The organism is Nannocystis sp. RBIL2 (assembly GCF_026626745.1).
Lineage (GTDB): Bacteria > Myxococcota_A > Polyangia > Nannocystales > Nannocystaceae > Nannocystis.
Window position 1 is genome coordinate 5,327,368 of the sequence record NZ_JAPNJW010000002.1, and the last position, 12,311, is coordinate 5,339,678.

The 12,311-nt window shown below is 71.0% G+C and carries 12 protein-coding genes; 4 read left to right on the forward strand and 8 right to left on the reverse strand.

The features are described 5' to 3' along the window. Positions 1-51 precede the first annotated feature (51 nt). The gene (locus tag OV090_RS46020; RefSeq protein WP_267711389.1) at positions 52-1,176 is read right to left on the reverse strand and encodes a hypothetical protein; all 1,125 of its coding nucleotides are present in this window, start codon (positions 1,174-1,176) and stop codon (positions 52-54) included. A 402-nt stretch (positions 1,177-1,578) separates the two neighbouring features. Here OV090_RS46020 and OV090_RS46025 point away from each other — a divergent pair, with 402 nt between their 5' ends. Then, positions 1,579-3,228, forward strand: a complete 1,650-nt coding sequence (locus OV090_RS46025; RefSeq protein ID WP_267711390.1) for a fibrinogen-like YCDxxxxGGGW domain-containing protein — start codon at positions 1,579-1,581, stop codon at positions 3,226-3,228. A 112-nt stretch (positions 3,229-3,340) separates the two neighbouring features. Here OV090_RS46025 and OV090_RS46030 read toward each other — a convergent pair whose 3' ends face one another. Together OV090_RS46030 and OV090_RS46035 are read right to left on the reverse strand one after the other, a co-directional pair. Next, positions 3,341-4,126 carry a helix-turn-helix transcriptional regulator gene (locus tag OV090_RS46030; RefSeq protein WP_267711392.1) on the reverse strand — a complete coding sequence of 262 codons (786 nt, stop codon included), beginning with the start codon at positions 4,124-4,126 and terminating at the stop codon, positions 3,341-3,343. A 22-nt stretch (positions 4,127-4,148) separates the two neighbouring features. Then, on the reverse strand, positions 4,149-5,084 hold the full coding sequence (locus OV090_RS46035) for an MBL fold metallo-hydrolase (protein ID WP_267711393.1): 936 nt from the start codon (positions 5,082-5,084) through the stop codon (positions 4,149-4,151). Between the two features lie 561 nt (positions 5,085-5,645). Here OV090_RS46035 and OV090_RS46040 point away from each other — a divergent pair. Then, positions 5,646-5,900 (forward strand): hypothetical protein, encoded by a 255-nt coding sequence (locus OV090_RS46040; protein WP_267711394.1) that lies wholly within the window; start codon positions 5,646-5,648, stop codon positions 5,898-5,900. Between the two features lie 267 nt (positions 5,901-6,167). After that, complete coding sequence (locus OV090_RS46045; protein ID WP_267711395.1) at positions 6,168-6,767, forward strand: metalloregulator ArsR/SmtB family transcription factor; 600 nt, start codon at positions 6,168-6,170, stop codon at positions 6,765-6,767. Positions 6,768-6,809: 42 nt separating this feature from the next. Here the strand turns inward: OV090_RS46045 and OV090_RS46050 are convergent, their stop codons facing one another. After that, on the reverse strand, positions 6,810-7,214 hold the full coding sequence (locus OV090_RS46050) for an MYXO-CTERM sorting domain-containing protein (protein ID WP_267711396.1): 405 nt from the start codon (positions 7,212-7,214) through the stop codon (positions 6,810-6,812). 398 nt (positions 7,215-7,612) lie between these two features. On the opposite strand from OV090_RS46050, the gene OV090_RS46055 reads away from it, so the two are divergent. Next, the gene (locus OV090_RS46055) at positions 7,613-8,440 is read left to right on the forward strand and encodes a protein phosphatase 2C domain-containing protein (RefSeq protein ID WP_267711397.1); all 828 of its coding nucleotides are present in this window, start codon (positions 7,613-7,615) and stop codon (positions 8,438-8,440) included. A 51-nt stretch (positions 8,441-8,491) separates the two neighbouring features. Here the strand turns inward: OV090_RS46055 and OV090_RS46060 are convergent, their stop codons facing one another. From OV090_RS46060 to OV090_RS46075, 4 genes are all read right to left on the reverse strand, one after another. Continuing rightward, a complete protein-coding gene (locus OV090_RS46060) occupies positions 8,492-9,235 on the reverse strand; it encodes a dienelactone hydrolase family protein (protein WP_267711398.1) in 744 nt (247 codons plus the stop codon). Positions 9,236-9,377: 142 nt separating this feature from the next. Then, the gene (locus tag OV090_RS46065) at positions 9,378-10,784 is read right to left on the reverse strand and encodes a hypothetical protein (RefSeq protein ID WP_267711399.1); all 1,407 of its coding nucleotides are present in this window, start codon (positions 10,782-10,784) and stop codon (positions 9,378-9,380) included. 48 nt (positions 10,785-10,832) lie between these two features. After that, complete coding sequence (locus OV090_RS46070) at positions 10,833-11,660, reverse strand: hypothetical protein (RefSeq protein ID WP_267711400.1); 828 nt, start codon at positions 11,658-11,660, stop codon at positions 10,833-10,835. Then, positions 11,657-12,247 (reverse strand): RNA polymerase sigma factor, encoded by a 591-nt coding sequence (locus OV090_RS46075; protein ID WP_267711401.1) that lies wholly within the window; start codon positions 12,245-12,247, stop codon positions 11,657-11,659. Before OV090_RS46075 ends, OV090_RS46070 begins: the two co-directional genes overlap by 4 nt. Positions 12,248-12,311: the final 64 nt, after the last annotated feature.

Sequence of the window (12,311 nt, forward strand, 5' to 3'; positions counted from 1 at the left end):
TGTCTTTTAAAACATGTCTTACGAGACAGTTCGCATCGTCGGCCGCGGGCCTCATTGCCAGCGAAAGCGAACCGGGCCAGGGTCGTCGGCGGCGCGGCTGACCCGAAGGACATAACGACCCGCAGCTCCGGATAGCACGAACACGTTGGGATCTTCCGTCCTGTCCGGCACGATCGGCCACGTCGACGCGTCGCCGCAGTAGCTGTCGCAGCGTTTGACCTCGAGGAGGACCGTGTTGGCCTCGCCCACGGCCGGGACGTCGAAAGTGATGATCTGCGAAGGTTGGTCGACCTCCACCGCGATCGTGAGGTCGCGCCAGATCCTGGGCACCCTGTCCGGGAACCCCAGCGCCGACGGCCCGACGACTTCCGGGTCCGCGCACGAGATGTCCAGATCGAACTCCGTCCCCTCCCCGGGGGTGACCACAGTGGCCGGACGACCGCACTCGTAGAACGAGCTCTGAGCGGCCCAGGGATCACAGTACGGCCAATTGGCCTCGTAATCATCGATCGCCTGATCGAGGGACACTCCGAGGATGTCTGCGAAGGTCGCCTCGAACTCGGACCGCGACTGGTCGCGCGAGGTCGCCTGGAGCAGGGCCACATACGGTTCGTCTCCATGGGTGTGAACGAGGTAGGACGTGAAGTGGGCCGCCAGCGCGTATTCGCGGGGATCCGCGCCGCTGGACCAGTGCTCCGCCAGCACCTCGCGGATGTCGAGACCGCGAAAATCGACGGCGTAATGCCGTCCCCAATAGGACGCCGCCCCCTCCTCGAAGAAATGCGGCATGGACCCGAACGTCGCCGAGACCGCGTGGACGAGCTCGTGGATGTCGAGCAGCTCCGGCGTGGACACGTCTCCGTCGACGACACAGGCCCGGTTGCCTCCGCACAAGTCGTGGCTGGAGAGCGGCGGAGCATATAGATAGTAATTGATGATAGGAGCCTCGGGCGCGTGAAATCGATCCTTCAGCGCGGCCGCGTAATCGTCGAGTCGCGACAGCGTCCCCGGGCACCAGCCGTCGAGCTCCAGCAGGGTCCCGACCTGGACATGCTCGCCCTTCCAAACGATGGGCGGCCGCTCCGCCCCGTCACCACCGTGGTCATCCCCGCAAGCGCCCCCGGCGAGACAGACGAGCCCCAAGAGCGTGCAAGACGGAGCGGCCGCGGTGGGCATCGAGGACATTCTCGCATGACGACGACTGGGACGCGCACCGAACCGACCGACGCGCCGATCCGCCGAGAGAGCGTCTCGGGCCACGAGAGGTCTCGATCGACCTTTGCCACCCGACCCGCGCGCGAGACGAGTCGCACGGATCGACGCGCGGGACCGCGGTGTTCCTCGCACCCGGGTCACGCTCCGGCACCTGGAGACGCGACGTATTCGAGCCCTGGCGGACAAGCAGCCGCGCCCTGCGATCGGGCGGTGAAGCCGCGGCGGACACTCGCACACGGCCCAGCCCGATTGCACGTACGGCGGTGATGTCGCGGGCAGCGGAACCGCGCGCGTTCGCGGCTTGACAGGGCCGGTCGCGTCGGCTTACCCGTCATCGTCACCATTGTGTGGAGGCGAGAGTCGATGAAAGTACAGCTTCGTGGAGTCGCGGCGTGGAGTGTTTGTCTGCTGGTCGCATGCAACGGGGGTGACAGCACGACCACCGGGACCGGCGCCACCGATACCACCACCGACACCGGCACCGGCACCGAGGCGACCACGGGGACGCCCACCGAGCCGACCACCGGGCCGACCACCGGCACCACCGCGCTGCCGACGGACGGCAGCGCCTCGGGCGACGCCAGCACCACCGCGCTGCCGACCACGACCGACCCCGGCACCACCGACACCACTGATACCACCACCACGACCGGCACGACCGGCACCACCGACACCACCACGACCGGCACCACCGACGCCGAGACCACCGACGGCACCACCACGACCGGCGGGCCCGACCCGGTGTGCGGCAACGGCGTGATCGAGGCCGGCGAGGCCTGCGACGACGGCAACGACGACAACACCGACACCTGCGTCGAGGGCTGTCAGGAGGCCAGCTGCGGCGACGGCTTCGTCGGCCCCGGCGAGGCCTGCGACGACGGCAACGACGACGACGACGACGCCTGCAACAACGCCTGCGCGCCCGCGTCATGCGGCGACGGCGTGGTCCAGGCGGGCGAGGACTGCGACGACGCCAATCCGATCGACACCGACGCCTGCCTCAGCAACTGCGCCGCGGCCAGCTGCGGCGACGGCTTCGTCCTCGACGGCGTCGAGACCTGCGACGACGCCAACGCCGACGACAGCGACGAATGCACCACCCTGTGCGCCGCGCCCACCTGCGCCGACGGCATCCAGAGCGGCGGCGAGTCCGACGTCGACTGCGGCGGCCCCGAGTGCGACCCGTGCGAGCTGGCCGAGAATTGCAACGAGGGCAGCGACTGCGGCAGCGGCAGCTGCGACCAGGGCCAGTGCGTCGTCTCGGCCAGCTGCAAGGCGATCAAGCAGGCCCAGCCGAACGCGACTGACGGCCTCTACGACATCGACGCCGACGGCGCCGGCCCCGACGCCCCGTTCAAGGTGTGGTGCGACATGACCACCGACGGCGGCGGCTGGTCTCTGGCGATCCGCTTCGCCCCGTCGCAGGGCACCTTCGACTTCTACTCGCCGCACTGGACCACCGTCTCGGTCGTCAACGAGGCGCTGAACTCCCCGACCGACACCCTCGACGGCAAGTTCCAGGCCTACAACACCCTCCCGGGCGCGGAGATCCGCGGCTGCATGCAGCACCCGGTCACCAAGGTCTACAGCTGCAAGCACTACGCGCTGCCGGCTACCACGACCCTGCTGGACCTGTTCAAAAACACGCCGGTCGGCTCCGACATCGCCATGAAGGGCCTGTACTTCGACGAGGCGCAAGCCGAGAAGATCAAGTGGCTGACGATCCAGGGCCGCACGATCGCCGAGGCCTCGATCGCCCCCAACTACATCGCCGTCGGCATCAACATCGACGACGACCAATCGTGCTACGACGCCCGCGTCCGCTTCGGCCTGGTGCTCAACAACGAGGCCACCATCAGCACCCTCAACGACGCCGCCGGCTTCGGCGCCCAGTCGTACTACACCTCCGGCTGCGACCTCGCCCCCGGCGTCGACACGCCCTGGCGCACGCCCTCCGGCTTCGCCGCCGGTCCGAACATTCATAATACCGCCGGCCACATCTGGATCCGCTGAGACCGAGCCAGGGGTCGCGCGCGGACGCCGTCGAGCCCCGCGCGCGGCTCTCCGACAGGAGCAAACCGAATAGACATGTCACAAAAGACATGCCCTTTCGGACATGTTCGTACTACCCGGCGTCGCTCCCGTGCCGTCGCCGCCACGCGCTCGGCGGCTCGCCCACGAACGCCGCGAAGGCGCGCGAGAACGCGGCCGGGCTGGTGAAGCCGACCTCGAGCCCGACCTCGGTCACCTGCGCGCCGGGCTCGAGCAGGCGGGACATCGCCCGCAGCAGCCGCGCGGCCCGCACGAACGCCTCGAACGACATGCGCGCCTCGGCGGCGAAGCGGCGCGCCAGGGTCCGCGGCGAGACCGCGGCGACGCGGGCCGCGGCGGCGATCGTGTGCGGCGCGCCCGGACGCGCCAGCACGTGGGCCATCGCTCGCGCGAGCTCGGGCGTGCGCGCGGTCGGCAAGAACCACGGCCGCCCGCGCGTGACCGCCTCGCGGCACAGGTCGACCAGCACCGCGAAGTAGCGCGCGGCCGCGTCGCCGTGACAGCGTCGCATGTCCCAGCCGGCCGCGTGCTCGAGCAGCGCCGCGACCACGGGCGGGACCGCGAACACGCGCGCGCCCTCGGCGAGGTCGGGCGTGGGCGGGCCGAGATAGGCGGTACACAGGGCCGCGGCGGCGCGGACGCGGACGCGATGGCGCGCGCCGGCGGAGATCCACGCAGCCTGCTGCGGCGGCAGCAGCCACTGCGCGTCGGCGGTCTCGAGGTGCATCAGGCCGCTGCCGGCGAACAGCAGCTGGTGCCGCGCGTGCACGTGCCAGCCGGAGTCCGTCCCGGCCGCGAGGTGATCGGTGAGCACGAAGCTGGCGACCGGGGCGGTGTCGACGTCGATGCGAGGCGGCATCTCGCCGGCGAGGATATCGCAATCATCGCACCAGCGACTGCACGAATCCGTACACCCCGTAGGTGATCAGGTAGTCGAGCTCGCGCTCCGGGAACGCGGCCCGCGCGGCCTCGGTGATCGCCGCGTAGTGCTCCGCGGCCGCCTCGCCGGTGAACGCGCCCGGGTCGTCGACGCCGGCCACGTAGTCGCGGACGGCCCCGTCGATGCCGACCAGGTAGTCCTTCTGGGCGACGACCGCGTCCTCCATCGCCGCCGGGGCGCCGCGCCCGCCGTACACCGTGACGTCCCCCCACGCGCGCAGCTCGTCGAGCGCGGCCGCCCACGCCGAGAGGTCGGGCCGCGGCGCACCGTCGACGATCCCGCCCTCGAGCCACGCGTGCGCGCCGTGATGCACGAGGTCGCCGACGATCAGCGCCTCGGCCGCGGGGATGTGAGCGACGGTCTGGGTGCTCGACACGCCGGCGTTCTCGAGCACCTGCAACTCGACGGTCGCGTCGCCGAGCAGCTCGAGGCGGAGGCTGTCGCGGAAGGTCAGATCGACGGTCGCCTCGGGCGGGTAGCTGTCCTCGGTGAACGTGCCGTTGCCGATGAAGGCGGCCCGCTTGTAGGCGTGGACGCCGGGGATCGCCGCCGCAGTCGCCTCACTCGCGACCACAGTCGCGCCCGCGGCCCGCAGCGGACCGACCCCGTTGAACTTGTCGGGGTTCGGGTGGGTGATGACGACGTAGCGGATCGGCGAATCCGTGTGCGCCCGGATGTCCTCCACCAGCGCCTGCGCGAGCGGCTCGGTGAACTGCGCGTCGAACACCACCACCTCACGCCCGGTGTCGTAATAGAAGGAGTGCGTGTCGAACCCTGCCGCGTCCGAGGTGAAGGTGTGGAGCACCCCCGCTGCCTCGGGCGCGTCACAGGCGACGAAGCAGAGGGCGGCGGTGAGAGCGAGAGCGGGGCGTTGCATGGCGCGGAGCATAGGGACCCCGCCCGCGCCCCGCTTGCCCGTGCCGGCCAGCCGCTTGCTCGCGCCGGCCAACCTTCGCCGCGGCGCCCCCACGGCGCGCATCGCCCCGCAAGGGTCGGCCGTGGGCTATCGCCGACCGGTCATTGCATGCACGACCAAAATGCACGAGACGGCCTCGCCCCATTCGCGCCCCCTCGCCGACGGCGAACGCGCACCGGTTTTCGCCCGGGAGGCGGTGTTATCGCGGCGACGCGCGGAACGGGCGGGCGACGCAATCGCTCGGGGTCGGGCACCCCCTCGAATGGCGCGATCCGCGACCCGGGGCGCGCAGGCCACTGCGCGCGCGACCGCCGATTCGGCCGCGGAACCCCCTATTTCCGGGCGTCTCACCCGATCTAAAAACCAACGTCGCGATTTCTCGCGACGACGCAATTGATCGCCGGTCGGAGGCCACTGTCCGGGCAAGGGCGCTGGTTCGGGCGCCCGGGTCCATCCAATCCACGCCCCTGCGGCCGTGTGCCGTGGGCGGCAACGATACGTCGAGTCCAAAGGAGTATGGTCATGCGTCTCATTCGTTCGCTCTCTTTCGTCGCTGTCGCTCTCTCGTTCGGCGCGGTCGCCTTCGGCGGCCCGAGCACCGCCCACGCGGTCATCTGCTGCAGCGCCCGGCCGTGCCAGGTCGACAACCCGCCGTCGTACTGCTGGAACTGCAACGACGAATGCGCCGAGGACGAGGCCGAGGTCGAGGCCCCGGTCGCCGGCGAGATCGTCTACGACGAGGTCGAGTCGCTCTGCTACGTCGCCGGCACCCTCTGAGCCTGCCGCACGGACGACTGCAAGCCGGGCTCCGCGCGGGGCCCGGCTTGCGTCGTCGCCCCGGCGAGGGCGACGCCCGGCCTCGCCGCCCGCGCCGCCGTCGAGCGGTGAGTCATGCTTGCGCGGCCCGAGCGCGCGGCTTCGCGCCCTCACCAGGAGCTCGGCGCCGTCATGCGCGAGCCTCCGAACGCCGCTACCGGGGCCAACAACCCTTAAATCGACATCGATCAATTTGACAACCATCAAATCGGCCAGTATCGTAGCTACATGTCCGACGTCGCCGCCGACGATCCCAAGCCGGCCCTGGTCCAACTTTTCAAGGGGCTCGCCGATCCGACTCGCCTGCGCATGATCGCCGCGATGGTCGATCGCCCGCGCTGCGGCCAGGACCTCGCGGCCGAGGTCGGCGTCACGCCGGCCACCGTGTCGCATCACCTGCGCGTGCTGTCGGAGGCGGGCCTTGTGCGCGAGACCCGGCAGGCGCCCTACACCTTTTATCAGCTCGACCTCGAGGCGCTGCAGGGGGCGGTCAAGGCGGTGTCGTCGCCCAAGCGGGTGCGCGAGCTGGCGACCGCTTCGCCCGTCGACACCGAGACGCGCGACGTCCTGCGGGCCTTCTTCGACGGCCCGCGGCTGCGCGCGCTGCCGGCCCAGCGCCGCAAGAAGGAGATCGTGCTCGAGGAGGTGCTGCGCCGGCTGCCGCGCCGCCGCGAGTACCGCGAGCCCGAGCTCAACCGCTTCATCGAGGTCGTCCACCCCGACTTCTGCACGATCCGCCGCGAGTGGATCATGGGCGGTTACATGGAGCGCGAGGCCGGGGTCTACAAGCTCGCGCCGCGCGGGCGGACGGTGATCGACGGCGGCTGATCGGCGCCGCTCGTCGCTGCGGTCGCGCGAGCGGCCGGCATCTCAGCCCCGGCTGTGCGCGCGACGACGCCGGCGCACGCCCACGAGCGCGAACAGGACGCCGAGCATCCCGCCGGTCGGGTCGACGGCGCAGCCCTTCGCCTCCGCTGCCGGAGGCGCGGACTTCGTGTCCGCGGGCTTCTCCGGCGCCTTCGCCTCGCTCGCGGCCGCGCAGCGGAAGCAGTCGTACTCGACCGAGCTCGGCGGCGAGCCTTGCGAGTAGTCGAGCCTCGAGCACTTCCACGGCGCACACTGCCCGGCGCCGCCTGCATCGAGCTCGCACGCGGCCCCGGCCGTGGCCCCCTGACACGACGCTATCGACGGAGGCGGCGGAACGTCGGCGCTCGCTAGCGCCGGGGCGAGGACGAGGCCGGCGAGGACCACGAGCGACAGGCGAGACCGGAGCATGAGGCTTCACGATCGCCGATCGCACCGCGAGACGCCAGCGCCCCGACGAGGGGCCGCGATCGCGCCTCTCGCATGTCCCAAAAGACATGTACTTCGGCGCTAGCGAGGGCCACCTCGACGGCGCCGATTGCTCGCACTCGTATCATAGGAGCGGGCGTGCGGGCTCGTCCGGCCGCGAAGGGCTGTCCTCGCGCCGACGGCCTCCGCCAGCGCCACAACCGCGATCGGCGGCGCGATTCCGCTCCGAATCGCAGAGCGCGGCGTCTCCGCACGATCGATCTCCGGGAGCCGGCGCCCCCGATCGATGTCCACATCGCGGCCTCGCGCCTCACCCGTGACGCCATCGCGCTCGCGGCGGCGACGCTCGCGCGCCGCGCATGCTGTATCTTCTTCGCCCCGTGCGCACCCGGCATCACGGCGACACCGACGTCGGTCGGCGTCGCAGCCAGAACGAGGACGCGTTCGACGCCAGCGACGAGCTCGGTCTGTTCGTGGTGTGCGACGGCGTCGGCGGGCGCGCCTGCGGCGAGGTCGCCTCGCAGACCACGGTCCAGCTGATCCGCGAGTGGGTCGAACGCGAGGCCGAGCTCATCCACTACGCGCACGAGGAGGCCCGGCTCGCGCGCAAGCAGGTCGTGCACGGGCCCTCGGTGGAGCCGCAGATCTGCATCAGCCCCGACACCGTCGCGCGGCTGGGCGCGCTGGTCCGCAGCGCGCTGCAGAACGCCTGCTACCTCGTGCACGGCATGGCCGAGTCCGACGCCCGCTACACCGGCATGAGCACCACCGCCTCGGTCGTATTGGTCGCCGGCGAGCTGGCGATCGTCGGCCAGGTCGGCGACTCGCGGGTGTACCTGGCCCACGGCGACGACGTCCGTCAGCTCACCGAGGATCACACCCTCCTCAACATGCAGGTCAAGCTCGGCCTCGCCAGCGCCGACAAGGCGCGCGGGCGCAAGAGCCAGATCACCCGCGCCATCGGCCTGCGCGAGTTCGTCGAGGTCGACATCATGGCCTTCCCGCTGCAGCTCGGCGACCGCCTGCTGCTCTGCAGCGACGGCCTCCACGAGTACCTCGACCAGGCCGCCCACACCTTGATCGACCTGTTCCGCCTGCACCCGCGCGTCGCCGCCCCGGCGGCGATCCGCTACGCCAACCTGTGCGGCGGCAAGGACAACATCACCGCCCTGTTCGTCGAGCTCATCGAGGGCGGCCGCGAGCGTTGATCGTACGTGACTGATCGAGCATGTCCCCTCGGACATGCCCGATCGGCCATCTCAGCGCGGCAGCGTGCGCGCGAACAGCTCGAGCAGCGTGGCCCAGTGGCGCGCGTTGCCGGCCGCGTCGTACACGGGGATGTCGGGGAACACCCAGCCGTGGCGCGCCGGGTACGTCTCGAGCGTGTATTTCACGCCCGCGGCCTCGAACGCGGCGATAAGCCGCTGCTTCTGCTCCTCGGGGAACGTCGGATCGTCGCTGGCGGCCGCCACGTAAACCTCGGCGGTGATCTTCGCCGCCAGCAGGTGGGGGCTGTCGGGCTCGGCGTCGGCGAGGTTGCCAGGGTGGTAGGCCGCGACCGCGGCGAAGCGGTCCGGGTAGTGCCCCGCCGCGGTGACTGCCATGCGCCCGCCCATGCAGTAGCCGACCGCCCCGACCGGCCCCGGGCGCACGCCCGGCTCGGCGGCGATGTGCTCGAGAAACACCCGGGTGTCGCGCATCACCGCCGCGCTGGTGGTCGTCGCGCGATGGCGGGCGAGCCACGCCCCGCGCACGGCCGGATCGGCGAACAGCTTGGCCGGGTCCTGCGGCTCGTAGGGCCCCGAGCGGTAGAACAGGTCGGGCAGCAGCGTGAAGTAACCGGCCTCCGCCAGCCGCTCGCAGTGCTCCACCAGAGTCGGCCGAATGCCGACCCCGTCCATGAACACCAGCACCGCCGGCCACGGCCCCGGCGTGCGCGGCCTGTAGGCGTGGGCGGGACAGACACCGTCGTCGGTCGGGATCTCGATCTGCGTGTGGGTCACGCCCGCACGCTAGCCGATCTCCGCGGCGCGGAGCAAGGCGCGCCTGCGACCGCCTCGGCGCCGGGCATGGGCCCTGCGCCGCGCGAAAGTACATGTCCCTCAGGACATGTACGATTTTTCGTCGCTCGCTCGCTCGCTCGCTTCACCCGCCGCCAGGCTCGATCGACAGCCCGAGGTAGATCACCGACGGGTCGCTCGGCAGGAACGCGATCACCGTGTCGTGCCACATGTTGTGCGTCAGCGTGATCGCGTCGGTGCCGTAATCGTAGCGGTACAGGTCGGTCCCGTACGCCTGATAATTCGAGCCGAACACGAAGTACAGCACGTCGGGGTCGGTCGGGTGGGCGAACAGGTGGTTGCCGTTGTACAGCGTGGCCTCGTTGGCCTCGATGACCGCGTCGAACGTCAGGCCGCCGTCCTCCGAGCGATACACGTGGCGATGGGTCTGCTCGTTGGGGTCTTCGAGGTCGAGGCCCTCGACCCACACGATGTCGCCGTCGACCGGCGAGACCACCAGGTTGAAGCCGTTGGACTTGCCTGGGCTGAGCCCGGTCGCGCTCTGCCAGCCCTCGCCGGCGTCGTGCGACGCCAGCACGCCCTCGGACAGCGCGCCGAACAGCACGTGGTCGATGTCCTGCGGGTCGAACGCGGCGCGGTAGGCCAGCGAGCCAGCGAACGCGGGGATCCCGATCTGCTGCCACGACAGGCCGGCGTCGACCGAGTCCCACACGCGCCCGGCGCTGTCGCCGATCCGCACGTGATCGGGGTCGCCGGGGTCGACCCCGAGGCCGACGATCCCGTCCTGCCCGGCCGGCGAGCTCAGCTTCGTGATCACCTCGTCGTCGACGCGCACGATCGCCTCGTTGTTGTCGCCGTACGCGTACGCCCGCGTCTCGCCGGCCGCGTGCAGGCGCACCGCCGGCGCGTTCGGGTTGCCGGCCGCGCCGATCGAGTGCCACGAGCAGCCCGCGTCGCTCGACGCCAAGATCTGCTGCCCCGAGCCCGCCAGCATCGCCCCCGGCTTGCCGAGCGCGACCAGCCCGAAGGTGTACGTGACCGGCTGGATCTGCTGGTCCATCGGCGCCAGCGTCGTCCCCTGATCGAAGCTGAACGTCACCGCCCCCGTCCCCGTCACCGACGCGCAATTCGGCGGCTGCCAGCCCTCGTTGTTGCCGGTCGTCGAATCGGTGGTGCTCGCGTCGGTGTCGCTCGTGCTCGTCGTCGTCTCCGCCGTCGTGCTGGTGTCCTCGGTGGTCGTCTCGACCGCCGTGGTCGCAGTGGTCGGCTCCACCGTCGTCGTCTGCGTGCCGGTCGGCTCCACCGACGTCACCGTCGAGCTGGTCGGCGCGTCGGTGGTCGTGTCATCGGTCGTGGTCGACGACGGATCGGTCGACGTCTCGGTGGTCTGCGAAGTGGTCTGCGTGGTCGTGTCGGTCTCGCTGCCGGTCTGGCCGACGGGCAGATCGTCGACGCAGGCGCCGAGCAGGCACGCGGGCCCGGACAGCAGCAGGATGCGCAGGGAGATCGAGGTTGCGGGCAAGTAAGTCATGACGGGGTCTCTCGTTGCGAGTGTGTTTCCCGCCCGCGACCTCCGCCATTAATCCATCGTCGTTTGTTCCGTCGCCGCTGCAGCCACCGGGCACGCCGCGCGGACCCGCTCGCGGTACGCCGATCGCGGGTACGCGTTCACAAAGGCTCGCCGCGCGCGCTCGCCTCGAGCCACCTCGCCGGCGTTGCACAGCGCCACCACGCGCAGCGCCTCGCGCTCCTCGGCCAGGCTGCCGCGGGCGAACTTCCGTGCATGCGCATCGATCGCCGCCAGCGCGGCCGCGGGTCGTTCGGCGTCGAGGGCGTCCTTGATCTGCTGAATCAGCATTAATTCTTCGAGCACCGGATCTGCGGACGCATCCGCCCCCCGCGGCGAATCCGCCACGACGTGACGCGCCTGCGATCGCGCCGGTCGGCGCGGCGCAGGATCCGCCGCGCCCATCTCGGTCGTCGCCGCGACTTCGACCATCGCGGGCTCCGGCTCGACGGTTTCCACCGCCGCCGGCTCGGTCACCACCGGCGGCTCCGCGATCGCGTGCACGACATGGCCGCGCGGCGCCTCGATCGCTTTCGGCGTGACCGTCCCCTGCGCGGGCTCGTGGTCATGCGCGTCCAGCAGCATGTCGGCCGGCCCGCTCATCTGCTGCCGCGCGCTCACCAGCCAATACGAGGACGCCCCGATCAGCGCCAGCGCGGCCGCGAGGGCCAGCCAGACGCCGGCGAAGCCGCGACGCTGCCGTCGCGGCGGGCGCAGCGGGATCACCGTCGCCGAGCGGGCCGCAGTCGCTGCCATCAATGCGCGCGCCATTCGTTCGCGCGCCGCCTCGGACGGGCGCTCGCGGTCGCGGTACGCCGCGACGAGCTCGGGCGTGGTCACGGGTTCGTCGCGCATGCGTGCCTCCGTTCGTCGCGCGCGTGCAGCCGCAGGCGGAATCGCTCGAGTCGGGCCCGCGCCGCCCGCAGCCGCGAATACACCGTGCCCAGCGGGATCGCCAGCGCCTCGGCGATCTCGTCCGCCGTCATCTCCTCGATCTCCGTCATCTGAAATACCAGGCGCTTGTCGAGGTCGAGCTCGTCGAGGAACGCCTGCATCAGCGCCGCCGCCTGCTGCACCCGCACCGTCGCGTCGGGCTCGCGCGCCGTCTCCTGCGGCTGCGGCAGCGCGGCCAGGTGGCGCTCGCGGCGGGCGTAGCTGCGCTTGTCGTGCAGCACCAGGTTGCGGGTGATGCCGAACAGCCACGCCCGCATCGACCCGCCCGGGCGGAATGTGTGAAGTCGGTGATGCACGCAGAGGAACACCTCCTGGGTGACGTCCTCGGCGGCGTCGGCGGGGATCCCCAGGCTCCGGGCGATCCGCCACACATAGTCCACGTGCGCGCGATAGATCTCCATTAAGTCCGGCGCGCCAGGCTCCGCGGACATCGGCGCGTCCTCGGCGTGCGGCGGTTCGGCCAGGGGGATCATGGCCGCCTGCTTTCCCGCAGCGAGGCCCTGCCATTAATGAGAATGCAGCGCGATCGCGCGCGGT

What these genes read in the sequence shown, in the direction of transcription:
- OV090_RS46020 (WP_267711389.1), bottom strand. Translation starts at nt 1,176, where the DNA reads ATGCCCACCGCGGCCGCTCCGTCTTGCACGCTCTTGGGGCTCGTCTGT.
- OV090_RS46025 (WP_267711390.1), top strand. Translation starts at nt 1,579, where the DNA reads ATGAAAGTACAGCTTCGTGGAGTCGCGGCGTGGAGTGTTTGTCTGCTG.
- OV090_RS46030 (WP_267711392.1), bottom strand. Translation starts at nt 4,126, where the DNA reads ATGCCGCCTCGCATCGACGTCGACACCGCCCCGGTCGCCAGCTTCGTG.
- OV090_RS46035 (WP_267711393.1), bottom strand. Translation starts at nt 5,084, where the DNA reads ATGCAACGCCCCGCTCTCGCTCTCACCGCCGCCCTCTGCTTCGTCGCC.
- OV090_RS46040 (WP_267711394.1), top strand. Translation starts at nt 5,646, where the DNA reads ATGCGTCTCATTCGTTCGCTCTCTTTCGTCGCTGTCGCTCTCTCGTTC.
- OV090_RS46045 (WP_267711395.1), top strand. Translation starts at nt 6,168, where the DNA reads ATGTCCGACGTCGCCGCCGACGATCCCAAGCCGGCCCTGGTCCAACTT.
- OV090_RS46050 (WP_267711396.1), bottom strand. Translation starts at nt 7,214, where the DNA reads ATGCTCCGGTCTCGCCTGTCGCTCGTGGTCCTCGCCGGCCTCGTCCTC.
- OV090_RS46065 (WP_267711399.1), bottom strand. Translation starts at nt 10,784, where the DNA reads ATGACTTACTTGCCCGCAACCTCGATCTCCCTGCGCATCCTGCTGCTG.
- OV090_RS46075 (WP_267711401.1), bottom strand. Translation starts at nt 12,247, where the DNA reads ATGATCCCCCTGGCCGAACCGCCGCACGCCGAGGACGCGCCGATGTCC.